Origin of the sequence: Streptomyces rimosus subsp. rimosus, assembly GCF_000720725.1 — a bacterium.
In the GTDB taxonomy this organism is placed as follows: Bacteria; Actinomycetota; Actinomycetes; order Streptomycetales; family Streptomycetaceae; genus Streptomyces; species Streptomyces rimosus_A.
In genome coordinates this window covers 1-24,360 of record NZ_JOCQ01000027.1, presented here as the reverse complement: position 1 = coordinate 24,360, position 24,360 = coordinate 1, and the positions used below count along the sequence as shown (strand labels likewise).

Below are 24,360 nucleotides of genomic sequence, written 5' to 3'. Positions count from 1 at the left end.
GTTCAGCTCACCGCAATCGTTCAGCTCACCTGAAAACTACCTCCAGAAACTTTCGATAGACCTGGACTAACCCCTCCTGCCATCGTCAAGGCGTCAGCATCACCGCCGCACCGAAAGGCAGAGATGACCACCACTCCGGCCGCCGCTTCCGCCTCCGACCCGCACGCCAACGACGCCGCCCCGTACGGCGGCGGCGACCCGTACGCGGACTACCGGGGCGGGGACTTCCCCTTCACCTCGCTCGTGGACCTCGCCGACCGCCGCCTCGGCGCCGGTGTCATCGCCGCGAACGACGAGTCCTTCGCCGAGCGCGAGAACCTGCTGACGCCCGGTCCCGCGGTCTTCGACCCGGAGCGCTTCGGCCACAAGGGCAAGATCATGGACGGCTGGGAGACCCGGCGGCGGCGCGGGGCCGACGGCGCGCGTCCCTTCCCCGCCGACGACGAGCACGACTGGGCGCTGGTCCGCCTCGCCACCCCCGGCGTCGTCCGGGGCGTCATCGTCGACACCGCCCACTTCCGCGGCAACTACCCGCAGCAGATCACCGTGGAGGCCGCCTCCGTCCCCGGCAGCCCGGGCCCCGAGGAGCTGCTCGCCGCCGGCGTGAAGTGGGAGGAGATCGTCCCCCGTACGCCCGTCCGCGGCCACGCCGCCAACGGCTTCGCGGTGACGGCCGAGCGCCGCTTCACCCACCTGCGACTCAAGCAGCACCCCGACGGCGGCATCGCCCGGCTGCGGGTGTACGGCGAGGTGGTGCCCGACCCGGCGTGGCTGGATGTGCTCGGCACCCTCGACCTGGCGTCCGTGCTGCACGGCGGCGTCGTGGAGGACGCCTCCGACCGCTTCTACTCCTCGCCCACCCAGATCATCCGGCCGGACCTCTCCCGCAAGATGGACGACGGCTGGGAGAACCGCCGCCGCCGGGTGCGCGACACCAACGACTGGGTACGGTTCCGCCTCGCCGCCCAGGGCGAGATACGCGCCGTCGAGATCGACACCGCGTACCTGAAGGGCAACGCGGCGGGCTGGGCGGCCCTGTACGGCTGCGACGCGCGGACCGCCGACCCGGCCGACGACGCCTCCTGGTTCGAGATCCTGCCGCAGACCAGGCTCCAGCCCGACACCCCGCACCGCTTCGCGCTCCCGCGCCCGGTGACCGCCACCCACGTACGGCTGGACGTCTTCCCCGACGGCGGCGTGGCCCGCATGCGCCTGCACGGCGACCTCACCGACGAGGGCCGCGCCGGACTGGTCCGCCGCTTCGACGAACTGGGCGGCTGACCCGCCGGTGTGTGCAGGCCCGGCGGGAGGGGGCCGGGCCTGCGTACACCGGCCGCACACGCCAAGGCGCCCCGGGCCTTCCGGCCCGGGGCGCCTCTCACGCGTTCGGCGGACCGCTACGCGGCCGCCTCATCCGCCTCCCGCGCCTTCAGCGCGCGCTCGATGCCGGAGCGGGACTCCGAGACCAGGCGGCGCAGGGCCGCGCTCGGCTCGGCCGACGCGAGCCAGACGTCCGTGGCGTCCAGGGTCTCCCGGGAGACCTGGAGGGCCGGGTACAGGCCGATCGCGATCTGCTGTGCCATCTCGTGGCTGCGGCTGTCCCACACGCGCTTGACCGCGGCGAAGTACTTCTCCACGTAGGGGGCCAGCAGTTCGCGCTGGTCGGTCTGGACGAAGCCGTTGATGACGGCCTCCTGGACCGCGTTGGGGAGCTTGTCGCTCTCCACGACCGAGGCCCACGCCTCGGCCTTCGCCTCGGGCGTCGGGCGGGAGGCCCGTGCCGCCGCGGCGTGCCGCTCGCCCGCCGAGGTGCGGTCGCGCTGCAGCTCCGCCTCGATGGCCTTCTCGTCGGCGCGGCCGGTCGCGGCCAGCCGCTCGACCAGCGCCCAGCGCAGCTCGGTGTCCACGGCCAGGCCGGGGATCTCCTGAGCGCCGTCGAGCAGGCCCTGGAGCAGGTCCAGCTGCGCGTCCGTACGGGCCGCGGCGGCGAACGCGCGGGCCCAGGCGAGCTGGTGGTCGCTGCCGGGGGCCGCGGCGCGCAGCTGCTCCAGCGTCGCCTCGGTCCACTTGGCCAGGCCGGTCTCCCGCCAGGCCGGGGCCGCGTACAGGTCCAGCGCCAGCTTCACCTGACGGTGCAGCGACTGGACGACGCCGATGTCGGACTCCTTGGTGATGCCGGACAGCACCAGGTCCAGGTACGCACGGGTCGGCAGCTCACCGTCGCGCGTCATGTCCCAGGCCGAGGCCCAGCACAGCGCGCGCGGCAGCGACTCGGTGAAGTCGCCCAGGTGCTCGGTGACGACGCGCAGCGAGTCCTCGTCCAGGCGGACCTTGGCGTAGGACAGGTCGTCGTCGTTGAGGAGGATGACGTCCGGGCGGCGGGTGCCCGCCGGGAAGGGCACCTCGGTGCGCTCGCCGTCCACGTCCAGTTCGATCCGGTCCGTACGGACGAGCTTGCCGTCCTTCAGGTCGTAGCAGCCGATGGCGATGCGGTGCGGGCGCAGCACCGGCTCGCCCTTGGCGCCGGCCGGCAGCGCCGGGGCTTCCTGGCGTACGGCGAAGGAGGTGAGCGTGCCGTCCTCGGCGACCGCCAGCTCCGGACGCAGGATGTTGATGCCGGCCGTCTCCAGCCACGCCTTCGACCAGGTCTTCAGGTCCCGGCCGCTGGTCTCCTCCAGCGCGCCCAGCAGGTCGGACAGGCGGGTGTTCTTGAAGGCGTGCGCCTTGAAGTACGCCTGGACGCCCTGGAAGAACTCGTCCCTGCCGACATAGGCGACGAGCTGCTTGAGGACGGAGGCGCCCTTGGCGTACGTGATGCCGTCGAAGTTGACGAGCACGTCGTCCAGGTCGCGGATCTCGGCCATGATCGGGTGCGTGGAGGGCAGCTGGTCCTGCCGGTACGCCCAGGTCTTCATCGAGTTCGCGAAGGTGGTCCAGGCGTGCGGCCAGCGGCTGCCCGGGGCGTGCGCCTGGCAGGCGATGGAGGTGTAGGTGGCGAACGACTCGTTCAGCCACAGGTCGTTCCACCACTCCATGGTGACCAGGTCGCCGAACCACATGTGCGCCAGCTCGTGCAGGATGGTCTCGGCGCGCGTCTCGTACGCGGCGTCCGTCACCTTCGAGCGGAAGACGTACTGGTCGCGGATGGTCACCGCGCCCGCGTTCTCCATCGCGCCCGCGTTGAACTCCGGCACGAAGAGCTGGTCGTACTTGGCGAACGGGTACGCGTAGTCGAACTTCTCCTCGAACCAGTCGAAGCCCTGCCGGGTGACCTCGAAGATCGCGTCCGCGTCCAGGTGCTCGGCCAGCGACGGGCGGCAGTAGATGCCCAGCGGCACGGAGCGGCCTTCGCCCTCCCAGGTGCTGTGCACGCTGTGGTACGGGCCGGCGATCAGCGCGGTGATGTACGTGGAGATCCGCGGCGTCGTCTCGAACCGCCACACGTTGTCCACCGGCTCCGGCGCCGGCGAGTTGGAGATCACCTTCCAGCCCTCGGGGGCCTTGACGGTGAAGGTGAACGCCGCCTTCAGGTCGGGCTGCTCGAAGCTGGCGAACACCCGGCGGGCGTCCGGCACCTCGAACTGCGTGTAGAGGTACGCCTGCTGGTCGACCGGGTCGACGAAGCGGTGCAGCCCCTCACCGGTGTTGGTGTACGCGCAGTCCGCGACGACCTTCAGCTCGTTGCGGCCCTCGCGCAGCCCCGGCAGTGCGATCCGGGAGTCCGCGAACACCGTGTCCGGGTCCAGCGCCTCGCCGTTGAGCACCACCTCGTGCACGGTCGGCGCCACCAGGTCGATGAACGATTCGGCACCCGCCTCGGCGGCGTCGAACCGCACCGTGGTCACCGACCGGTAGGTGCCGCCCTCACCGGCCTCCTGCGCGCCGGAGAGGTCCAGATCGATCTCGTACGCGTCCACACTCAGCAGCCGCGCCCGCTGCTGCGCCTCGTCGCGGGTCAGATTCGTGCCAGGCACCCGTTCATCTCCTTCGCTTCGGATTTTGGGCCATCCTTCCACGGAGCCCCCGACCACTCGGTCGGGGCATGGGAGAGGAAACCAGCCCACCGAGCCCGCGCCCGTCCCCTACGCTCCGCCGCAAGGAGGCGACGATGGCCGGAACAGAGCACCGCACCGCCGGACACATCATGCGCGGCGGGGACAGGCACGGGCTACTGCGTTTCCTGGAGGAGCGCCCGGAACTGGATCACCTCCGGATCGAGCTGGTGGAAGGGAAGATCGTCCTGCGGCGGCCGGGGCCACCGTTCCGCACCTGCACCGTCGCGCGGCTCGGTGCCCAGATGGAGCGCGCGGGCTGGGCGGGGCTGTCCGGTCAGGCGCTGATCTCAGGCGTCCCCGGCTTCGAGCCGAAGGCGGACCTGACCGTCACCACGGAAGAGGCCATGCAGGACGACTGCCATCCCTACCCCGCGGACCGGGTGCACCTGGTCGCGGAGGTCGTGGAGAAAGTCGTGTCCGAGCGGGACAGCGACTACGCCAGGAAGCGCAGGTGGTACGCGATGAGCCGGATCCCGCTCCACCTGCTCGTCGATCCGAACGAAGGTGTCGTCGAGCTGTACTCCCAGCCCGAGGACCTGGACTACGGCCGGGTGGACCGCTACCGGTTCGGCGATCCGGTGCCCCTTCCCGAGCCGTTCTCGTTCGCGGTCGAGACGCGGCGGTTCAGGTCGTACGCGTCCGCGCGGTCGTAGGGAGTGGCAATCGGGGTGGTAAGTGTGTTCCTACCCGAGTAGCATCACTTGTATGAAGATCAGCGTCAGCCTCCCGGAAGAGGACATCTCCTTCCTCGACGCCTACGGCAAGAAGACCGACGCCGATTCCCGCTCGGCCGTGATCCACGCGGCGATCGAGCTGCTGCGCGCCTCCGAGCTGGAAGCGGACTACGCCCAGGCGTGGCAGGAGTGGGACGAGAGCGACGACGCGCGGCTGTGGGACGGGGTCTCGGGGGACGGGATCGGGATCGCCGATGCGGCGCGGTGACGTCTACCTGGTCGATCTGGAGCCGGTCCGGGGCAGCGAGGCGAACAAGTACCGTCCCGCGGTGCTGGTGTCCAACGACGCGGCCAACCGGTCCGTGCACCGCGCCGGCAGGGGCGTGGTGACGGTCGTGCCCGTGACGGCCAACGTCACCCGGGTCTACCCGTTCCAGGTGCTGCTGACCGCCGACGACTGCGGCCTGCCGCGGGACTCCAAGGCCCAGTGCGAACAGGTGCGCGCGGTGTCCGTCGAGCGGCTGGGGCGGCGGGTCGGCAGCGTTCCGGCTCGGGTGATGGTCGGGCTGGACGCCGCCTTGCGCAGGCATCTGGCGCTCTGAGCACCGCCCATCTCCACGTCCGATTCCCGCCGGAAACCGTCCTGCCGTACGCCCACCCTGTACGTATGACGACGTACACACCTCTCCCCATCACGGAAACCGCCCTCAAGGAACTGCGCGTCTCGGACGACTCGGGCCGGGCCATGGAGCCGTTCGCGGCCGGGAGCGCGAGTGATCACGTCAGCAGCGTCGGGAGCCCGCTGCGCTGCTGTCTGCGGCCGATCGAGGAAGGCGAGCGGGTCGCGCTCGTCTCGTACGCGCCGCTGCGGCGGTGGGCCGAGGAGAGGTGGGCCCGGCCCGGGGCGTACGACGAGTGCGGGCCGGTGTTCATCCATGCCTGGGAGTGCGGCGGGCCGGATGCCGGGCGGGCCGGGTACCCGTTCGCGCGGCCGGGGGCGCTGCGGACGCTGCGGCGTTACAACGCGGACGGGTGCATCGTCGGCGGTCGGCTCTTCGAGATCCCCGAGGACGCGGACGCCGGGTTCGACGCGGCCGTCGCGGAGGCGTTCGCGCAGCCGGATGTGGCGCTGGTGCACGTCCGCGCGCTGGAGTACGGGTGCTTCCAGTTCGAGGTGCGGCGGCCGTAAAGTCCGCGTGGATACGCCGCGGGGCCCGTACGGACTCGGTCCGTACGGGCCCCGCAGCCCATGCAGAAACGTCTCAGCCGCGCAGTCGCGCGCTCCGGCTCAGCCGCGCAGTTCCGCCGCGACCAGCTCCGCGATCTGGACCGCGTTCAGCGCCGCGCCCTTGCGCAGGTTGTCGTTGGACAGGAACAGCGCCAGACCGTGGTCGACCGTCTCGTCCTTGCGGATGCGGCCCACGTACGACGCGTCCTGGCCGGCGGCCTGGAGCGGGGTGGGGATGTGCGAGAGCGCGACACCGGGGGCGCCGGCCAGCAGCTCGTTGGCGCGCTCCGGGGTGATCTCGCGTGCGAAACGGGCGTTGACCTGGAGCGAGTGGCCGCTGAAGACCGGGACGCGCACGCAGGTGCCGGAGACCTTCAGTTCCGGGATCTCCAGGATCTTGCGGCTCTCGTTGCGGAGCTTCTGCTCCTCGTCGGTCTCGTTCAGACCGTCGTCGACGATCGAGCCGGCCATCGGCAGCACGTTGAAGGCGATCGGGCGGACGTACTTGTCCGGCTCCGGGAAGTCGATCGCCGAGCCGTCGTGGGTGAGCTTGGTCGCGTCCTGCTCGACGGCCTTGCGGACCTGCTCGTCCAGCTCGGCCACGCCGGCCAGCCCGCTGCCGGACACCGCCTGGTAGGTGGAGACGACCAGCGAAACCAGCCCGGCCTCGGCGTGCAGCGGGCGCAGCACCGGCATGGCGGCCATGGTCGTGCAGTTCGGGTTGGCGATGATGCCCTTGCGGCGCTCGGAGATCGCCTGCGGGTTGACCTCGGAGACGATCAGCGGGACGTCGGGGTCCATGCGCCAGGCGGAGGAGTTGTCGATCACGACCGGGCCCGCGTCGGCGACCTTCGGGGCCAGCGCCCTGGAGGTGGCGCCGCCCGCGGAGAAGAGCACGATGTCCAGGCCGGAGTAGTCCGCGGTGGCCGCGTCCTCGATCGTGATCTCGGTGTCCTGCCACGGGAGCGTACGCCCGGCGGAGCGGGCCGAGGCGAACAGTCGCAGCTGCTCCACCGGGAAGTTCCGCTCGGCGAGAATGCCCCGCATCACGCCGCCGACCTGACCGGTGGCTCCGACGATTCCGATCCTCATGGCACTCCTTGTTCGGTACGTACAGCAGCGGAACGGGTGCCGGCGAGGGCACCCGCCCCGTTACTGTCCACTATCTCAGGCCGTTACGACACGACCTTTTCGATGCGCACGGCGCCGCTGCCCGTGACCGTGCCGGAAGCGTTCAGCAGCTGGACCTCACCGAAGAACTCGCGTCCCGCGGGGGCCGGGCCCGCGACCGAGACCTCGGCCGTGACCTGCGTCGATGCTCCGCTACCCAGCTTTACCGGTTTCGATTCGTCCGTCTTGAGCGAGCCGAGCGCGGCGGAGTAATACACGTCACGGTAGTCGTAGGCGGTGCTGCCCGCGGGGACCGCGTAGCCGTCCACGACGACGGTGTACGTGCCGGGCGCCGGCTTGGCGATGCTCACCGACTCGTCCGAGCCGCCGGTGGCCGAGGAGGCGACGACCTTGCCGTCGAGCAGGACGCTCAGGTCGAGGTCGGCCTTGGCGTCGGCGGGCGCGCCGATCGCGGCGTCCAGCCGGGACACCCCGCTGCCCACGACGACCTCGTACCGCTGCGACTTGCCCTGCTCGACCGTCGGGCGCTGCGCACGGGACGAGCCCAGCTCGCCGCCCTTGAGGGCGCCGTCGAACGCGGCAGAGGCGTTGGTGACCTTCCAGCCCACGGTGGTCGTGGTGCCGATCCTGGCCTCCGGCAGGACGCGCACGGCCGGGTCGAAGGTGACGCCGAGCGTGGACGCGGTGACCGTGTACGGGTTGTCCAGCAGCGGCGAGGTGCGCCGTGCCTCGACCTCGATCTCCCAGACGCCGGGCGCCGGGTTCTTGTACGTGCGCCGCACCGGGTCGCAGGTGTTGGCCGGGTTCGGGTAGTTGGGGTAGCAGTTCGGGGTGCTGGTCGGGTCGGCCGGGACGCCCTGCGGGGTGATCGCTATCCAGCGCGTCTGGCTGCCCGCCGCGAGCCCGCTCATCGCGACCTGGAGGGCCTTGGCGCCCTTCGGGACGGCGACGAAGTACGAGGTCGTGGCGTTGCGCTGGACGGTGCCGGACTTGGCGAGGGTGTGCGACGGCGCGGCCAGCGGCTCGGCGGCCACCACGGTGGCGAGGATCTTGCGGTCCACGCCCTCGGTGCGCGGGTCGTCCAGGTCCAGGGTGACGCTGTGCAGCCCGGCGGTGCGCGGCTTCGCGGTGATCTCGATCGCCACCGGCCGGTTCAGCGGCAGCCACACCGCGCCGTCCTCGTCCGGCAGGTCGAAGGTGCCGTCGTTGTTGATCAGGTCCAGCTCATGCCGGACGGGGCGGTCGGGGCCGGTGGTACGGGTGATCGTCACCTCGTACGTACGCGACTGCCGGACCTTCAGGCCGCCCTCGCGGTCGTAGAGCCCGGTGCCGTAGCCCGGCGTCTTGAGGTGGTCGGAGAGCGCCGTCTTCACCGGTGCGCGGACCGTGTACTCGTGCGCGGCGGCGCCGTGGCGGATCGCGGACCAGGCGGCCCGGATGTCCATCAGGCCGGAGCCCTGCTCGTACGACTGGAAGCCCTTGATCTGCCGGGCGGTCGAGGTGAGCGCGGTGCGCAGCTTCGCCGGGGGCAGCGCGACGCGCTGCTGCTTCGCGGCGGACAGCAGCAGGGCCGAGGCGCCGGTGGCCTGCGGCGCGGCCATCGAGGTGCCCTGGAGCATGGCGTAGCCGGGCGGCAGGTCGTAGCCCGCTTCGGCGGTGGGGCCGCCGGGCTCCCAGGTGGGGATGGTGTTGATGGAGGCGCCGGGCGCGGTGATGACCGGTGTGAAGCCGCCGTCCTCGCGCGGGCCGCGGGAGGAGAACGGGAGCATGGCGTACTTGCGCGTCACGGCCGAGCCGTAGTTGGCCGCCCAGGTCTCCTTGGAGATGGACGCGCCGACGCTGATCACCTTGTCGGCCAGGCCGGGGTCGCCGATGGTGTTGGCGCCGGGGCCGCTGTTGCCCGCCGAGATGACCAGCTGGACGCCGTAGGTGTCGATCAGCCGGGTGTACAGCTCGGCGCGGGCGTTGTTGCCGTCGTTGAGCGCGGGCAGGCCGCCGATCGACATGTTGACGATGTCGACGCCGCGCTTCGTGACGAGGTCGATCATGCCCTCGGTGAGCGCGATGTTGGTGCAGCCGCCGCTCCAGGTGCAGGCGCGCGAGGAGACCAGCTTGGCGCCGGGCGCCGCGCCGTTCATCCTGCCGCCGAACAGGCCGTTGGCCGCGGTGATGCCCGCGACATGGGTGCCGTGCTCGGACTCGACGACGCCGATGTTGACGAAGTCGGCCTTCTTGCCCGCCCACTCCCCGCCGAGCGGGTCCATGGGCACGTCCTTGCGGACCTCCACCGTGAACGGGATACGCTCGGCGATCGGGGTGTCCGGCTTGTCCTCACCGAAGTAGCCGATGTCGAAGCCGTCCTTGTACGGCTTCATGGGCTTGTCGTCGGTGAAGTCGCCGTTGTCGTTCAGGTCCACCCGGACCGTGCCGGACGCCGGGTCGTAGAGCACGCCCCAGCGGTCGGTGGTGTCGCCGTCGCGGTTCAGGTCGCCCTTCATGTCGCCGCCGGTGGTGGCGGCCTCGGCGAAGGTGCTGATCCGGTACGAGCCCTCGGGCGCCTTGTAGGTCCGGCCGTCGTAGGTGAAGGACGGGCCGGAGACGGCGGTGGTCATCGGGCGCCAGGTCTGGTCGCCGTCGCTGATGGGGTCGGTCGCGGTCACCCAGTCGACGATCTTGCGCTCGCCGGTGGTGGTCTTCTGCAGCGCGGGGTGCGCCAGGTCCACACCGGAGTCGAGGACGCCGATGGTCACGCCGCGGCCGTCGGCCTTGGGGTGGTCGCGGACGAAGTCCACCGCGCCGGTCTCGAAGGACGGCTGGTACGGGTTCTTCGCCGGGGTGTCCTTGCCGGGCGCCGGGTAACTTCCGGCCTGCGGCTTACCCTTGGCCCTGCCGCCCGCGTCGGGCCGCGGGTCCGGCAGCTTGATCTCCTGCCGCAGGTCGATGGCGTGCACGTCCGACAGCTTCTGCATCTTCGCGATGGCGGCGTCGGCCTGGGCGGTGGGCACGGTGGCGCGTACGTAGCCGAGCTTGTCGTCCGTACGTCCTACGGAGGCGCCCTTCAGGGAGTCGAGCCCGGCGGCTGCCTGCCCGGTGGCGCCGGGCGCGGTGGCGAGCATCATCGAGACGAACCGGGCGCCGCCCGCCTTGGCGCGGGCCAGCAGCTCGGCGTCCTGCGAACCGAGCTTGTCGTGCGGGGCCTTCGGCTCGGACGCGGTCCCGGCGGATATTCGGGTGCTCGTGCTCGTGTCGCCGTCCGCCGCGTGGGCGGTGCCCGCCGCGGTGAGGGCGGGCCCGGCCGCGGTCGCCACGGCGACGGCCGCGACGGCCGCGAGCCGGGCCGTGCGTCTGGCCCGTCCGGCGGCCGGACGGGGGGTGTCGGGGGTCATGGCACACCTCTTCAGGGTGAAGGGTCCGGAAATCGGACCCGTATGACCGCTCAATATGACGTAAGGGGACGGTGTTTGGGGAGGGGTGAACGTACATATGTGCGGCGCGCGGGGCGTGCGACCGGTGTGCCGACCAGGCGGCCGGGGCCGCGCCGGGCGCCTGGCCCGCCGCCCGCCTACCCCGGGAAGTGAACCTCCGGTGACCTCGGCCCGCCCCTGGTCCGAGAGCCCGGTAACCATCGTCGGCCGCTGTGATCCCTGTCCGGCGATCGGCGGCCGGCGTTGCCGCGCGGTTCACCCGAGGTCCATTCCGCTTGCCAACGCTCCCTGATGAGGGGGCAGTTGCGGCCGTGCCGCACTGCCCCCGCCGCTGCCCGTCCGTACCAGGGAGCTCACGCATGCCCCGTACACGGTCCGCCGCCCCCACCGTGCCCGGCCTGGACCGCCGGGCCTTTCTCACCGCCACCGGCGCCGTCGGCGCCACGACCGCCCTCGCGCTGGCGTACGGGACCGGTGCCGCCCCGACCGCCGCACCGGACAGACTCGCCGCACCGCTCGTCGCCCCGGAACCGGTCGTCGCGCCGCCCGTTCCCCCGGTGCCGTACGCCGAGGGCACCACCCTCGCCTCGGTGGCCACCCCGCGCGGTGCCGGTTACCGAAGGCTCGCCGAGGGCCCCGGCTGGGACCGCGTCGTACGCGCCGAACTCGCCGCCGCACGCCCCGGCCGCGACGCCCGGCGCACCGTACTGGCCTCCTTCGTGCAGCTCACCGACCTGCACCTGGTCGATGTGCAGCATCCGCTGCGCCACGAATACCTGCGGGTGCGGGCGGCCGGCGCCTGGCGCCCGCAGGAGGCGCTGTCCGTGGCGGGCGCGGTCTCCCTCGTCGAGCGCGTCAACAGCCTGCCCGGCGGGCCCGCCACCGGGGCGCCGCTGTCCTTCGCGATGACCACCGGCGACAACACGGACAACAATTCCAGCATCGAACTCGACTGGTTCCTCACCGCGATGAGCGGCGGCCGGATCACCCCCAACTCCGGCGACCCCCGGCACTACGAGGGCGTGCAGAACAGCGGGCACCCCCTCTACTGGCAGCCGGACAGCGATCTGCGCGACGCCGACAAGCTGCGCGGCTTCCCCGGCGTGCCCGGCTTCCTGGAGGCGGCGACCCGTACGGTCACCAGCCCGGGGCTGCGCCTGCCCTGGTACTCGACCGTCGGCAACCACGACTCGCTGCCCGGCGGCTGCTGCACCCCCGACGACCCGTTCCTGGCCGAGGTCGCCACCGGCGGGCGCAAGCTGGAACTGCTGCCCGCCGACGAGGCGATCCGTGCCTACCTGGCCGTGCTCGGCGGCCCCGGCCCCGGGCGGCGGGAGTTCGCGGACCTGTTGAAGACGCACGGGAGGCGGGCGCGCTCGGTCACCCCGGACGAGCGCCGTGTCCCCTTCACCCGCGCCGGCTACCTGCGCGCGCACCTGGACCCCCGGTACACCGGACCGGGACCGCACGGCCACGGCTACACGGCGGCCGACCTCCACGCGGACCGGCTGTACTACACCTTCCGCATCGCGGAGGACGTGGTGGGCATCAGCCTCGACACCACCGACCCCGGCGGCCACCACACCGGCTCCCTCGGCTCCGGACAGCTGCGCTGGCTCGACCGCACCCTGCGGGCCCACCCGTACGAGCACGTCCTCGTCTTCAGCCACCACACCAGTACGTCGATGGACAACACCGCGCCCGATCCGGCCCGCCCGGCCGAGCGGCGGCACAGCGGGGCCGAGCTGGTCGCGCTGCTCTCGCGGCACCGCAACGTACGGGCGTGGATCAACGGCCACAGCCACCGCAACCTGATCACCCCGCACGGCACGTTCTGGGAGGTCACCACGGCCTCGCACGTCGACTTCCCGCAGCTGGCCCGGGTCGTGGAGGTGACGGACAACAGGGACGGCACGCTGTCCCTGTTCACCACGCTCGTGGAGTCGGGCGCGCCGTCCCGTACGGACTTCGGCGACCTTTCGCAGCGGGGCCTGGCGGCGCTCTACCGCGAACTGTCCTGCAACGCGCCGGGGGCGCGGAGCGATCTGGCCGGCGGCCCGGGGGACCGGAACACCGAGCTGCTGCTCAAGCGCGGCTGAGCGGGTGTCAGCGCGGCAGCACCACCACGTACGAGCCCGGCTCCTCGTCGGCCGCCGCCATCAGGGCCGTACGGACCACCGCCGCCTGCTGTTCGGGGGCGTCGCGCAGTTTGCGCGGGGTGACGTGCACGACCGTGATGCCCAGGCGCTCCAGGTGCTCGCGCTTGCGGGCGTACTCCGACCAGAGCACGTCCTCGTCCTGGCGCGGCGCCCGCGCGTCGATCTCCACGGCCACCGCCTGCTCGGGCCAGTACGCGTCCACCCCGCCCAGGTGCGGGCCGCCGGGCAGCCGCAGCTCCACGTTCCACAGCGGGTCCGGCAAGTCGTACTCCCGCACCAGTTCGTACAGCCGTCCCTCGGCCATCGCGCGGCCCTCGGCCAGCAGCGCGTCCACCGCGTCCACCACGTGCGGCTGGTTCAGCAGCCGGGCCTGGCTGAACTCGCGGACCACCGCGGTCGCTTCGCAATGGCCGCCGCGCACCGCCTCGGTCAGCAGCCGCCGTACCGTACAGGCGTCCGTGAGCCCGCTGACGGCGTCCGCGAGCGCGCGGGGCACCGGGGCGACCGGCACGCCGGTGATCTGCTGCGGGCGCGGCATGACCTGCGCCCGGACGACGCGCGCGAAGCCGGTGGTGCGCAGCCGCCGGGTACGCGGCACCAGGACCTCGATCCGGTCCAGGGACAGCAGCGGGGGAGCGGACGAGAAGCGGTGCAGGGCCAGCGCCGCCAGCCCGGTGATCATCGGCTCCCCGTCGGGTGGGGTGCCGCCCTGCGCGGGGACGGCGGGCTGCCGGGTCGCCGCGTAGAGCAGCACCGCGTGCAGCCGCTCCTCGCTGGTGGGCGGCCCGGGGTGGAGCAGGTGCACGCCCGGCAGCACCTGCTGCCAGGGGCCGCCGGGGCGGCACCGGTCGGCGGCCTCCGCCGCGTCGATGCCGTGCTCGCGCAGCTGGCGGGTGGTCAGGACGCGCGGCCCGGCGCCGGGGCGGTCGTGCAGGGGGCGGGGGGAGAGCGGGGTGGGTGACTCCCCGCCGGAGCCAGGGGAAGTGTGGTTCATGCCCCGGCCATTCCCGCCGCCGCCCCGCCTCCTAACGCCTGTTACACGCCCGTCGACAAACCCGGACAACGCCGTCCTAAAGTACGGGCGTTCGACTGCCGAAAATGGCAGGTCCGGCCCGATTGGGCGAGCAGCCGGTGTGCGCGTCCGTACGGTCGTACGGACCCGCACACCGGCAGCCGGAAGGCGGGCCTACCGTGCGGCCTGCGCGTCGCAGGTCTGCGCCCGCAGCGCCCGCGCCAGGTCGTCGCGGGACTCCGACACCAGGCGCCGCAGCGCGGGCGGCGCCGACGGGTGCTCCGCCAGCCAGGCGTCCGCCGCGTCCAGCGTGTCCTGGTCGCTCTGGTGCATGGGGAACAGCCCCCGCACCACGGCCATCCCGATCTCGATCGACCGCTCCCGCCACACCCGCTCGATGGCGGCGAAGTACCTGGGCGCGTACGGGGCCATCAGCTCCCGCTGGTTCGCCTGCACGAAGCCGGAGATCGTCGCCTCGACCAGGGCGTTGGACAGCGCGTCGGACTCCACCACGTCCGCCCAGGACCGCGCGTTGACCTCGGCCGAGGGGCGGGCGGCCAGGCAGCGGACGTGGTGGCGGCGGCCGGAGGCGGTGTCGTCGCGCCGCAGTTCGGCGTCGATCGCCGCCTCGCCGGCGGCGTCGTGCGCGGCCAGCGGCTCCAGGAACGTCCAGCGCAGCTCCTGGTCCACGTCCAGGCCGTCGATCCGCGCCGTACCGTCCAGCAGGCCCTGGAGGAGCTGGAGGTCGGCCGCCGTGGTGGCCACCGAGGCGAAGAACCGCGCCCAGGACAGCTGGTGGCCGCTGCCCGGTTCGGCCAGCCGCAGTTCGTGCAGCGCGCCCTGCGCCAATTCCTGCGCGGCCAGGTCGCGGTGGTCGGCGGCCGTGTAGTGGGTGAGCGCGTAGCGGGCCTGTGCGTGCAGCGTCTGGAGCACGCCGATGTCCGACTCGCGGCCCGCGAAGGCCAGCACCAGCGCGAGGTAGTCGCGGGCGGGCATCAGGCCGTCGCGGGTCAGGCCCCACACCGCGGACCAGCACAGCGCGCGCGACAGCGGCTCGGTGATCTCGCCGAGGTGGCCGCGCAGGGTGGCCAGCGACCGCTCGTCGAAGCGGACCTTGCAGTACGTCAGGTCGTCGTCGTTGACCAGGATCAGTTCCGGGCGCTCGGCGCCGGCCAGCTCGGTGACGACGGTACGGGGCCCCGAGACGTCCAGTTCGGCGCGGGCGTAGCGCACCAGCGCGCCGTCCGCGTCCGCCCGCCGGTACAGGCCCACGGCCACCCGGTGCGGCCGCAGTTCGGGGCGCTCGGGCACCGCCTCCTGGTGGATGACCAGCTCGGTGATGCGGCCCTCGGCGTCGTAGGTGACCTGCGGGGTCAGCGCGTTGACGCCGGCCGTCTCCAGCCAGGCGCGCGACCAGGCGGCCAGGTCGCGGCCCGAGGTCTCCTCCAGGACGGACAGCAGATCGGCCAGGCGCGTGTTCCCGTACGCGTGGCGCTTGAAGTAGCGCCGCGCGCCCTCCAGGAACGCGTCCCGCCCCACGTACGCCACCAGCTGCTTGAGGACGGCCGCGCCCTTGGCGTACGTGATGCCGTCGAAGTTGAGCTTGGCGTCCTCCAGGTCACGGATGTCGGCGGTGACCGGGTGGGTGGACGGCAGCTGGTCGGCGCGGTACGCCCAGGCCTTGCGGCCGTTGGCGAAGGTGATCCAGCCGTTGGTGAAGCGGGTCGCCTCCACCAGCGACAGCGCGCCCATGAAGTCGGCGAACGACTCCTTGAGCCACAGGTCGTCCCACCACTGCATGGTGACCAGATCGCCGAACCACATGTGCGCCATCTCGTGGAGGACGACGTTGGCGCGGCGCTCGTAGGACGCGTCGGTCACCTTGCCGCGGAAGACGAACTCCTCGCGGAAGGTGACGCAGCCCGGGTTCTCCATCGCGCCGATGTTGTACTCGGGCACGAAGGCCTGGTCGTACTTCCCGAACGGGTACGGGAAGTCGAAGTGGTCGTGGAAGAAGTCCAGGCCCTGCTTGGTGACGGTGAAGATGTCTTCGGGGTCGAAGTGCCGCGCCAGCCCCTTGCGGCACAGCGCGCCGAGCGGGATCTCCAGCTCGGTGCCGTCGCCGAGGGTGCGCCGGTAGGTGTCCGAGACGTAGTGGTACGGACCGGCGACGACGGCCGTGATGTACGTGGAGATCGGGCGGGTCTCGGCGAACCGGAACGTGCCCGCCTCCGGCTCGCCCAGCTGGGCGCCGTTGCTGAGCACCAGCCAGCCCTCGGGCGCGGTCACCTCGAAGCGGAACGGTGCCTTCAGGTCGGGCTGCTCGAAGTTGGCGAACACCCGGCGGGCGTCGGCGGGCTCGTACTGCGTGTAGAGGTAGACCTCGCCGTCCTCGGGGTCGACGAAGCGGTGCAGGCCCTCACCGGTGCGGCTGTACGCGCACTGGGCGTCCACCACCAGGGTGTTCTCCGCCGCCAGGTCCGCCAGGGCGATCCGGGTGCCGTCGAAGACGGCGGCCGGGTCCAGCTCGCGGCCGTTGAGGGTGACGGCGGCGACCGACGGCGCCACGAGGTCCGCGAAGCTCGCGGCGCCGGGCTCGGCGCAGGTGAAGCGCACGGTGGTACGGGAGCGGAAGGTCCGCGCGGCCTCGCCCTCCCCGACGGCGGACCGCAGGTCCAGCGCCACGTCGTACCCCTTGACGCTCAGCAGTCCGGCCCGCTCCCGGGCCTCGTCTCGGGTCAGATTCTCACCGGGCACGACGTGACTCCCTCGTCCTCGTCTCGTATCTCGAACACGGGGAATCATGGCATGCCGGACATCGGTTGAAGCGGTCACCGATCCGCCGATCGGCCACCGGTCCGTACGCCACCGACCTCTGAGGAGCCACCGTGTCCGAGACCGCCGCCGCTGCTGCCGGGACCGCCAGGACCCCGGCCGACTTCTGGTTCGACCCGTCCTGCCCGTGGGCCTGGCTGACCTCCCGCTGGATGCTGGAGGTGGCGAAGGCGCGCCCCGTGGAGGTGCGCTGGCACGTGATGAGCCTGGGCGTGCTGAACGAGGACAAGCTCGACGAACTGCCCGCGGAGTACCGCGAGAAGAACCGGCCCGGCGGGGTGGTGTGGGGCCCGGTACGGGTGTGCGTCGCGGCCGAGCAGCAGTACGGCCCCGAGGTCCTCGCCCCCCTCTACACCGCGCTCGGCACCCGCTTCCACAACCAGGGCCTGCCGCGCACGAGGGAGACGATCGTGGCCGCCCTGGAGGAGGCCGGCCTGCCCGCGTCCCTGGCGGACGCGGCCGACACCGACACGTACGACAAGGAACTGCGCGCCTCCCACAAGGCGGGAATCGATCTGGTGGGCCAGGAGGTGGGCACCCCGGTCATCGCGGTCCCCGGCCCCGACGGCGCGCCGATCGCCTTCTTCGGCCCGGTCGTCACCCCGGCCCCCAAGGGCGACCTGGCCGCCCAGCTGTGGGACGGCACGCTGATGGTCGCGTCCATCCCCGGCTTCTACGAGATCAAGCGGACGCGGACGCGGGGGCCGGTTTTCGACTGAGACCGCCGAGACCGCCGGTCGCCGTCGCCGGACGCAGAAAGGCCCCCGCGAGTCCTGTCCTCGCGAGGGCCTTCCCGCTATCCGCCTGCCGGGTGAAGGTTGAGAAGACGATCACGAGGCAGGACGTCCGTCGGCGCCGGATGGCGCGTGCCGCTACGGGGCGAGCAGCAGGTTGTTGGCGCGCTCCTTGGCGGCGGTGTAGCGCTTGGCCACGTCCTGCCAGTTGACGACGGCCCACATCGCCTCGATGAAGTCCACCTTCTGGTTCTTGTACTGGAGGTAGAAGGCGTGCTCCCAGGCGTCGAAGACCAGGATCGGCACCGAGCCCTGGCCGACGTTGCCCTGGTGGTCGTAGATCTGCTCGACGATGAGGCGGCCGGTGACCGGCTCGTAGGCGAGCACGCCCCAGCCGGAGCCCTGCGTGGTGGCGGCGGACTTGGTCAGCTGCGCCTTGAACTTGGCGAACGAGCCGAAGCTCTCCGCGATGGCGTCCGCCAGCTCGCCGACGCCGTCCTTCTCCAGCGGCTCGCCGCCGCCGTCGCCGGTCATGTTGTGCCAGTAGATGCTGTGCAGGATGTGGCCGGAGAGGTGGAACGCGAGGTTCTTCTCCAGGCCGTTGATCGAGCCCCACTGATCCTTGTCGCGCGCCTCGGCGAGCTGCTCCAGGGTGTCGTTGGCGCCCTTGACGTACGCCGCGTGGTGCTTGTCGTGGTGCAGCTCGATGATCTCGGGGCTGATGACGGGCGCGAGCGCCGAGTAGTCGTACGGAAGTTCCGGAAGTGTGTACGTGGCCATGTCGAGCCCTCCAGCTGCTTACGACCTTTAATTGCAACCGACTTGCATCTGCACGTTATCAGCATGAGTGATCACGAACCGGCCGTGGGGCGGGGTCTGGGCCAAAAGGAGGAGGCGGCGCCGGACCTCGGTCGGAGGTCCGGCGCCGCCTCCGAAAAGGACCGCGCGAATTAGTGAGGTAAGCCTTACCGAACTAAGGGGAATTCGGCGGGGCAAGGGCCGACGCATCCTGCCCGGCCGCCTTTTGACCGGCCATTCGCTGCCGGATCAGACCGACGGCGATGAGCACCACGCCGAATCCGCCGGTGAAGTACAGCTGCATGCGCTGGTTCTCGTCGCGCAGCATCAGCACCAGGACCGCCACCACACCCGCCAGCGCCGCCCACGTCAGCGCGGGGAACAACCACATCCGTACGACCAGCTTCTCCGGCGCCTCGCGCTCCAGCCGGCGGCGCATCCGCAGCTGCGCCACGGCGATGAAGCCCCATACGACGAGGATCGCCGCGCCCACCATGTTCAGCAGCCACTGGAAGACGGTCTCCGGCCACCAGTAGCTGAACAGCACCGCGAGGAAGCCGAAGGCCGAGCAGAGGACCACCGCGCGGCGCGGCACGCCGCCGCTGACCGTGCGCAGGAAGCGCGGGCCCTGGCCGCGGGCGGAGAGGGAGTGCGCCATCCGGGAGGAGCCGTAGATGTTGGCGTTCATCGCGGACAGCAGCGCGATCAGGATGACGACGTTCATGATCTGGCCGGCCGCGGGGATGTCCAGGTAGTCCAGGACCGCGACGTACGGGCCGTTCTTGGCGATGTCGGCGTTGTTCCAGGGGATGACGGTCACGATGACCGCCATCGAGCCGACGTAGAACAGCGCGATGCGCCACATCGCGGTGCGCACGGCCCGCGCCACACCGCGCACCGGGTCCTTGGACTCGGCCGCCGCGATGGTCACGGTCTCCAGGCCGCCGTACGCGAAGACCGAGGCCAGCAGGCCGATGACCAGGCCGTCCGAGCCGTTGGGCAGGAAGCCGCCGTCGCCGGTCAGATGGGCCGCGCCGGGCGCGGACGTGCCGGGCAGCACGCCGAAGATGGCGAGCAGGCCGAGGACCAGGAAGATGCCGATCGCGGTGATCTTCAGGGCCGCGAACCAGAACTCGAACTCGCCGAAGTTGCTGACCGCCGCCAGGTTGGCGCCGCAGAAGACCACCATGAACAGCAGCACCCACATCCAGGGCTGCGTGTCCGGGAACCAGCCGGTCATGATCCCGGCGGCGCCGATCGCCTCGGCGGCCACCGCCACGCACAGCTGCGCGGTGAACATCCAGCCCGTCGTGAAGCCCGCCCACGGGCCGATCGAGCGCCCGGCGTGCACGGAGAACGAACCGGAGGCGGGGCTGGCCGCGGCCATCTCGCCGAGCATCCGCATCACCAGCATGACCAGGCAGCCGGAGACGGCGTAGGCCAGGACGATCGAGGGGCCGGCCGCCGCGATGCCCTCCTTGGAGCCGACGAACAGTCCGGCGCCGATCACACCGCCGAGGGCGATCATCGACAGATGGCGCTGCTTGAGCCCGTTGGAAAGGGGCGGTCCGGCGTCCGGGGCCGGTCCGGTGCCGTCCGGGGACCGCTCGGCGCCCGGGACCCGGCCGGCCCGCTCGCGCTCGGGCGTGGTGGACGAAGGTGTCCGATTCATGGTCGTACCTGTCCCATTAAGTGAGAGCGGAGCGAGACGATCGACGGAAAACGCGCTCAGTTTGAGTGTCCGTGTCCGCTGAGGGCAACAGTCGTGCAGCAGTTGTTCGGTATTCAGACGAGATCGTGACCGGCCGCATTCACACCGTTGTGACACGTGACCCTGGGTGATCCGGAGCGGAAGTGGGGCGGCCGGTTCCGGCCGTTCCCGGTGCGTGCCCGCGGGGTCAGCCGGCGGTCCGCCGCGCCCGCAGCTCCCGTACGCCCGCGACCGCCAGCACCGCACCGGTCGCGGCGGCCGACCACAGCAGCTGCGGCCGGGCCCCGTCGTCGGTCAGCATCAGCACCAGCACCGCCGCCATGGCCGCCAGCGCCGTCCAGGTCAGATACGGGAACGCCCACATGCGCAGGGTCAGCTTCTCCGGCGCCGTGCGCTCGATCTGCCGCCGCAGCCGCAGCTGCGACACCGCGATCAGGCCCCAGACGAACAGCAGCACCGCGCCGACCGAATTGAGCATGTAGAGGAAGACGGTGTCCGGCCACAGCAGATTGAGCAGCACCGAGACGAAACCGAAGGCCACCGAGGACAGCACCGCCCGGCGCGGCACCCCGCCCGCCGTCACCTTCAGCAGCGAACGCGGCGCCTCGCCCCGCTCGGCCAGCGAGAAGACCATCCGCGAGGAGCCGTAGAGGTTGGCGTTGAGCGCCGACAGCAGCGCCACGAACACCACCACGTTCATGATCTGGCCGGCGCCCGGTACGCCGATGCTGTCCAGCACCGCCACGTACGGGCTCTTGCCCGGCTGCATCGACGACCAGGGCAGCAGGGTCACCACGACCAGCATCGAGCCCACGTAGAAGAAGAGGATGCGCCACACCGCGCTGCGCACCGCCCGCGCCACGTTGCGCGCCGGGTCGTCGGACTCGGCCGCGGCGATGGTGACGACCTCCAGGCCGCCGAACGCGAAGGCGACGGCGAGGACGCCGGAGACCACGCCCTGCCAGCCGTTGGGCAGGAAGCCGCCCCGGCCGGTCAGATTGGTCAGCCCGACCGGGTCGGTGTCCGGCAGCACGCCGAAGATCGCCAGCAGGCTGAGCACCAGGAACAGCACGATCGCGGCGACCTTCAGCGTCGCGAACCAGAACTCGAACTCGCCGAAGCTCTTGACCGCGGTGAGGTTGGCGGCCGTGAACACCAGCATGAAGACCAGCACCCAGCCCCACTGCGGGACCGCGGGCACCCACCCGTTGGCGATCTGCGCCGCGCCGGTGGCCTCCACCGCCAGCACCACCACGAGCAGGAACCAGTACAGCCATCCCACACTGAAGCCCGCCCAGCGGCCGAGCGCGCGCTCCGCGTGCACCGAGAAGGCGCCGGAGGCGGGCATCGCCGAGGACATCTCGCCCAGCATCCGCATGATCAGCATGGCCAGCGCGCCCGCGATCAGGTACGAGAGCACGATGCCGGGCCCGGCCACCGCGATCCCGGCGCCGGAGCCCACGAACAGGCCCGCGCCGATCACCCCGCCCAGCCCGAGCATGGTCAGGTGGCGCTGTTTGAGCCCGGCGGACAGCGGTTCGCGCTCCCCGCCGCCATCGCTGAGCGGCGGCGTTCCGGCGGCGGTGGGTGCGTCGTGCATGGGCTCGTACTCTCGCAAAAGGTCTTTGGGGGAACTCCACAGGGTCCCGCGTCGTTCCCCCAGTTTCCCCGCCCGTCGCGCGCTACCACAAAATGCACGCCCGTCCGTGGCGTATGCCGTGATGAGCATCACGTGACCTGCGAAGACCGCCGACGGGCCGGCACCGCCCGGGGCCCGGCGCGTTGTTCGAAAGTCTCCAAGGAGACCATTGCGCCTTTGTCGCCGCCACACGATGATCGGCCGTGGGGCGCTGGACTAACGTCAACGCGTCCCCCTGTCCCCGCTCCACCTCACACCCCGCGGAGTCCCGATGAGCACTGCCGACGCAACCACCAGGCCCGGTGCGGTCCTCGCCGATCTGCTGCCCGCAGCCGGCGCCACCCGCGCCCGTGTCCGCGACGCCGCACTGGTCGTCGGCGGCGCCGCGCTCACCGGTATCGCCGCGCAGATCGCCGTCCCGGTCCCCGGCTCCCCGGTCCCGGTCACCGGCCAGACCTTCGCCGCGCTGCTCGTGGGCGCCTCGCTCGGCGCCGGCCGCGGCTTCGCGTCGCTCGGCCTGTACGCGCTGCTCGGCATGGCGGGCCTGCCCTGGTTCGCGAACGGCGCCTCCGGCGCGGGCGGCGCGACCTTCGGCTACGTCCTCGGCATGCTCCTCGCCGCCACCGCGGTCGGCGCGCTGGCCCGCCGCGGCGGCGACCGCGGCCCGCTGCGCACGGTCGGCACGATGGCCGTCGGCACCGCCCTGATCTACGCGGTCGGCGTGCCCGTCCTCGCGCTGAGTACCGGCATGTCGTTCGGCCAGGCGGTCGCGGCCGGCGTCGTGCCGTTCCTGATCGGCGACGCCCTCAAGGCCGCGCTGGCGATGGGCGCGCTGCCCACCGCATGGAAGCTGCTCGGCCGCCGCGGCTGACCCCGCGCGCCCCGCACCGTACGGACCGGGCCCCGCACCACCACCTCACGTGGCGGCGCGGGGCCCGGCCGCGTTCAGAACCCCCGTACGGCCCCGATGGCCCGTACGCTCACCTGCGGCTCTGCCGGCGGGTGGTGATCCAGACCCCGGCCCCGCCGAGGGCCAGCAGCGCCGCGGCGGCACCCGCCAGCGGCAGCACCGAGGGGACGCCCGTCTGCGGCAGCCGCTGCCCGGGCGCCGCGGAGCCGGACTCCGACGGCGCCGGCGAGGTGGTCGCCGAACCGGACTCCGACGGCGCCGGCGTGCTGGTCGCCGAACCGGCCGGCACGTTCGCCGTGTTCAGCATCAGCGGGGTGTCCGGCGCGTCCGACACCGGATTACGGGTGCCGAAATTCACCGGTCCCTGCTGCCACAACAGGGTGTCCGTGTTCCTCAGTGTCACCGGCAGACAGATCTGCCCCTGCTTTTTCAGATCGAAATGCGCGGTGACGTCGTACGTACGGCTCTTACCGCTCGCCAGCGAACCGATGGCACAGGAATACGCGCTGTTCGCGCCCTGCGGCAGCCGTTCCTCGGGCACCTTGGTGCACCCGGCCACATTCTTCACCGTCAGCCCCTGGAATCCGGCCACCGTGAGCCGGATTGCGCCGGTTTCGCTGCTGCCCCGGTTGGTGACCTTGGCGGTCAGCGTGGTCGCGCCGGTGGCGGTCTTCACCGATATCCGCTCCGGCAGCTCGGTGGTCACCCGATAGCCGGCCGGCGCGGACGGGCCGGCCTTGCCGCCCGCGCTGCTGCCGGGCGCCGGATCGGCCGCCAGGGCCGCCGGACCGGCCGCCAGCGCCAGCGCCGCCGCGCCCGCCGAAATCATGAACGCACGTTTTCCCGGTCGGATTCCGTCCATTCCCGAACCCCCCTTTTCCGCATCCTCGGCCGAGGTATTTGATGGGTACCACAAGATTCCGCGGGTGCTGTGGGGGCTGGGCATGGTGGGGAATACGAGCGAGGCGGGTCCCGGCCGGCTGGCGGCGGGCCGTTACCGCCTGCTGGAACTGATCGGCCGCGGCGGAATGGGACGGGTGTGGCGCGCCCACGACGAAATCCTCGACCGGTGGGTCGCGGTCAAGGAAATACGCATCGACGAACGCGCCGGTGAGGAGAGCGTGGTGCAGCGCGAGCGCAGCCTGCGCGAGGCCCGCGCCACCGCCCGTATCGACCATCCCAACGTGGTGCGGGTCCACGACGTGGCCGAGGAGGGCGACCGGCTGTGGATCGTGATGCAGCTGGTCCAGGCCCGCTCGCTGGAGCAGATCCTCGCCCAGGACGGCCCGCTGGCCCCGGATGCGGCGGCCCGGGTCGGCACCGGACTGGCCCGCGCGCTGCGCGAGGTGCACGCGGTGGGCGTACTGCACCGGGACGTCAAGCCCGGCAACGTCCTGATCGACGACCGCGGCGCGGTGGTGCTCACCGACTTCGGCATCGCGGCCATGCAGGACGCCACCGCCCTCACCATGGCGGGCATGCTCATCGGCTCGCCGGACTACATGGCGCCCGAGCGGGTGGCGGGCCAGGAGCAGGGCCCGCCCTCCGACCTGTGGTCGCTGGGCGCCACCCTGTGCGCCGCGGTGGCGGGCCAGTCACCGTTCACCCGCGCGACGACCCTCGCCACGCTGCATGCGGTGCTGCACGAGGAGCCCGCGATCCCGCCCGCCGCGGGCCCGCTGCGCGAGGTGCTGGTCGCCCTGTTCAACAAGGCGCCCGAGGCGCGCCCCACCCTCGCGGAGGTCGAGGCGCGGCTGGAGCCGCTGGTACGGCAGGCCGCGGCGGCGGCCCCGACGGAGGCGATGAGCGCGGCGGAGTCCGTGGACGTCCGTACGCCGACCGTGGCGGACCCGGCACCGGACCGCTCCGAGGTGGTCAGCGTCGAGACTCTTCCGGCGCGTACGCCGCCGGCGGGGGAGGCCGGGGCGGAAGAGCCGGAGGCGGAGTCGGCGCGGGACTCCGGTATCCATGCAGCCCCCGCCTCCGCTCCCACCCCGGAGGCGGAACCGCCCGAAACCCCCGCCGCGCAGCCCCCACCCCATGCACTGT

18 protein-coding genes are annotated in these 24,360 nt (G+C 72.0%); 9 read left to right on the top strand and 9 right to left on the bottom strand.

The features are described from left to right. Positions 1–123: 123 nt before the first annotated feature. On the top strand, positions 124–1,281 hold the full coding sequence (alc, locus tag IH45_RS0116225) for an allantoicase (protein ID WP_030667773.1): 1,158 nt from the start codon (positions 124–126) through the stop codon (positions 1,279–1,281). 116 nt (positions 1,282–1,397) lie between these two features. On the opposite strand, the gene pepN (IH45_RS0116220) is transcribed toward alc, so the two are convergent. Continuing rightward, positions 1,398–3,974, bottom strand: coding sequence for an aminopeptidase N (pepN, locus tag IH45_RS0116220; protein WP_030667770.1), 2,577 nt, complete (start codon positions 3,972–3,974; stop codon positions 1,398–1,400). Between the two features lie 134 nt (positions 3,975–4,108). Between pepN (IH45_RS0116220) and IH45_RS1000000145270 the strand changes: the two genes are divergently transcribed. From IH45_RS1000000145270 to IH45_RS0116200, 4 genes are all read left to right on the top strand, one after another. Further along, positions 4,109–4,708, top strand: a complete 600-nt coding sequence (locus tag IH45_RS1000000145270; RefSeq protein WP_050514899.1) for a Uma2 family endonuclease — start codon at positions 4,109–4,111, stop codon at positions 4,706–4,708. A 52-nt stretch (positions 4,709–4,760) separates the two neighbouring features. Continuing rightward, entirely contained in the window at positions 4,761–4,997 is a 237-nt protein-coding gene (locus IH45_RS0116210; protein ID WP_030667757.1) for a ribbon-helix-helix domain-containing protein, read from the top strand. After that, positions 4,984–5,331, top strand: a complete 348-nt coding sequence (locus tag IH45_RS0116205; protein ID WP_030667754.1) for a type II toxin-antitoxin system PemK/MazF family toxin — start codon at positions 4,984–4,986, stop codon at positions 5,329–5,331. Before IH45_RS0116210 ends, IH45_RS0116205 begins: the two co-directional genes overlap by 14 nt. 65 nt (positions 5,332–5,396) lie before the next feature. Continuing rightward, complete coding sequence (locus IH45_RS0116200; RefSeq protein ID WP_030667752.1) at positions 5,397–5,918, top strand: DUF1203 domain-containing protein; 522 nt, start codon at positions 5,397–5,399, stop codon at positions 5,916–5,918. 99 nt (positions 5,919–6,017) lie between these two features. Here the strand turns inward: IH45_RS0116200 and IH45_RS0116195 are convergent, their stop codons facing one another. Both IH45_RS0116195 and IH45_RS0116190 read right to left on the bottom strand, forming a co-directional pair. Then, a complete protein-coding gene (locus IH45_RS0116195; protein WP_030667749.1) occupies positions 6,018–7,049 on the bottom strand; it encodes an aspartate-semialdehyde dehydrogenase in 1,032 nt (343 codons plus the stop codon). An 83-nt stretch (positions 7,050–7,132) separates the two neighbouring features. Beyond that, the gene (locus IH45_RS0116190) at positions 7,133–10,474 is read right to left on the bottom strand and encodes a S8 family serine peptidase (RefSeq protein ID WP_030667746.1); all 3,342 of its coding nucleotides are present in this window, start codon (positions 10,472–10,474) and stop codon (positions 7,133–7,135) included. A 398-nt stretch (positions 10,475–10,872) separates the two neighbouring features. On the opposite strand from IH45_RS0116190, the gene IH45_RS0116185 reads away from it, so the two are divergent. Continuing rightward, positions 10,873–12,612: a TIGR03767 family metallophosphoesterase gene (locus IH45_RS0116185; protein ID WP_030667743.1), complete on the top strand. Its 1,740-nt coding sequence runs from the start codon at positions 10,873–10,875 to the stop codon at positions 12,610–12,612. Between the two features lie 7 nt (positions 12,613–12,619). Here IH45_RS0116185 and IH45_RS0116180 read toward each other — a convergent pair whose 3' ends face one another. Both IH45_RS0116180 and pepN (IH45_RS0116175) read right to left on the bottom strand, forming a co-directional pair. Further along, a complete protein-coding gene (locus tag IH45_RS0116180; protein WP_030667740.1) occupies positions 12,620–13,666 on the bottom strand; it encodes a hypothetical protein in 1,047 nt (348 codons plus the stop codon). Positions 13,667–13,858: 192 nt separating this feature from the next. Continuing rightward, entirely contained in the window at positions 13,859–16,441 is a 2,583-nt protein-coding gene (pepN, locus tag IH45_RS0116175) for an aminopeptidase N (protein WP_030667737.1), read from the bottom strand. 131 nt (positions 16,442–16,572) lie between these two features. Here pepN (IH45_RS0116175) and IH45_RS0116170 point away from each other — a divergent pair, with 131 nt between their 5' ends. Then, positions 16,573–17,238: a mycothiol-dependent nitroreductase Rv2466c family protein gene (locus IH45_RS0116170; RefSeq protein ID WP_030667734.1), complete on the top strand. Its 666-nt coding sequence runs from the start codon at positions 16,573–16,575 to the stop codon at positions 17,236–17,238. Positions 17,239–17,391: 153 nt separating this feature from the next. Here the strand turns inward: IH45_RS0116170 and IH45_RS0116165 are convergent, their stop codons facing one another. The 3 genes from IH45_RS0116165 to IH45_RS0116155 form a co-directional block, all read right to left on the bottom strand. Then, positions 17,392–18,033: a superoxide dismutase gene (locus IH45_RS0116165; RefSeq protein WP_030667731.1), complete on the bottom strand. Its 642-nt coding sequence runs from the start codon at positions 18,031–18,033 to the stop codon at positions 17,392–17,394. A 193-nt stretch (positions 18,034–18,226) separates the two neighbouring features. Continuing rightward, entirely contained in the window at positions 18,227–19,723 is a 1,497-nt protein-coding gene (locus IH45_RS0116160; RefSeq protein WP_030667727.1) for an amino acid permease, read from the bottom strand. A 226-nt stretch (positions 19,724–19,949) separates the two neighbouring features. Then, positions 19,950–21,362 (bottom strand): amino acid permease, encoded by a 1,413-nt coding sequence (locus IH45_RS0116155; protein ID WP_030667724.1) that lies wholly within the window; start codon positions 21,360–21,362, stop codon positions 19,950–19,952. Between the two features lie 310 nt (positions 21,363–21,672). Here IH45_RS0116155 and IH45_RS0116150 point away from each other — a divergent pair, with 310 nt between their 5' ends. Beyond that, entirely contained in the window at positions 21,673–22,272 is a 600-nt protein-coding gene (locus IH45_RS0116150; RefSeq protein WP_030667722.1) for a biotin transporter BioY, read from the top strand. Positions 22,273–22,381: 109 nt separating this feature from the next. On the opposite strand, the gene IH45_RS0116145 is transcribed toward IH45_RS0116150, so the two are convergent. After that, positions 22,382–23,140, bottom strand: coding sequence for a hypothetical protein (locus IH45_RS0116145; protein WP_050514898.1), 759 nt, complete (start codon positions 23,138–23,140; stop codon positions 22,382–22,384). Between the two features lie 97 nt (positions 23,141–23,237). Here IH45_RS0116145 and IH45_RS01000000143695 point away from each other — a divergent pair. Further along, positions 23,238–24,360 (top strand): serine/threonine-protein kinase (locus tag IH45_RS01000000143695; protein ID WP_324607943.1); only part of this gene is annotated, 1,123 nt, incomplete at its 3' end.

Coding starts and splice junctions, on each gene's coding strand:
- alc (WP_030667773.1), top strand. CDS start 124: ATGACCACCACTCCGGCCGCCGCTTCCGCCTCCGACCCGCACGCCAAC.
- IH45_RS1000000145270 (WP_050514899.1), top strand. CDS start 4,109: ATGGCCGGAACAGAGCACCGCACCGCCGGACACATCATGCGCGGCGGG.
- IH45_RS0116210 (WP_030667757.1), top strand. CDS start 4,761: ATGAAGATCAGCGTCAGCCTCCCGGAAGAGGACATCTCCTTCCTCGAC.
- IH45_RS0116205 (WP_030667754.1), top strand. CDS start 4,984: ATGCGGCGCGGTGACGTCTACCTGGTCGATCTGGAGCCGGTCCGGGGC.
- IH45_RS0116200 (WP_030667752.1), top strand. CDS start 5,397: ATGACGACGTACACACCTCTCCCCATCACGGAAACCGCCCTCAAGGAA.
- IH45_RS0116195 (WP_030667749.1), bottom strand. CDS start 7,049: ATGAGGATCGGAATCGTCGGAGCCACCGGTCAGGTCGGCGGCGTGATG.
- IH45_RS0116190 (WP_030667746.1), bottom strand. CDS start 10,474: ATGACCCCCGACACCCCCCGTCCGGCCGCCGGACGGGCCAGACGCACG.
- IH45_RS0116185 (WP_030667743.1), top strand. CDS start 10,873: ATGCCCCGTACACGGTCCGCCGCCCCCACCGTGCCCGGCCTGGACCGC.
- IH45_RS0116180 (WP_030667740.1), bottom strand. CDS start 13,666: ATGAACCACACTTCCCCTGGCTCCGGCGGGGAGTCACCCACCCCGCTC.
- IH45_RS0116165 (WP_030667731.1), bottom strand. CDS start 18,033: ATGGCCACGTACACACTTCCGGAACTTCCGTACGACTACTCGGCGCTC.
- IH45_RS0116160 (WP_030667727.1), bottom strand. CDS start 19,723: ATGAATCGGACACCTTCGTCCACCACGCCCGAGCGCGAGCGGGCCGGC.
- IH45_RS0116155 (WP_030667724.1), bottom strand. CDS start 21,362: ATGCACGACGCACCCACCGCCGCCGGAACGCCGCCGCTCAGCGATGGC.
- IH45_RS0116150 (WP_030667722.1), top strand. CDS start 21,673: ATGAGCACTGCCGACGCAACCACCAGGCCCGGTGCGGTCCTCGCCGAT.
- IH45_RS0116145 (WP_050514898.1), bottom strand. CDS start 23,140: ATGATTTCGGCGGGCGCGGCGGCGCTGGCGCTGGCGGCCGGTCCGGCG.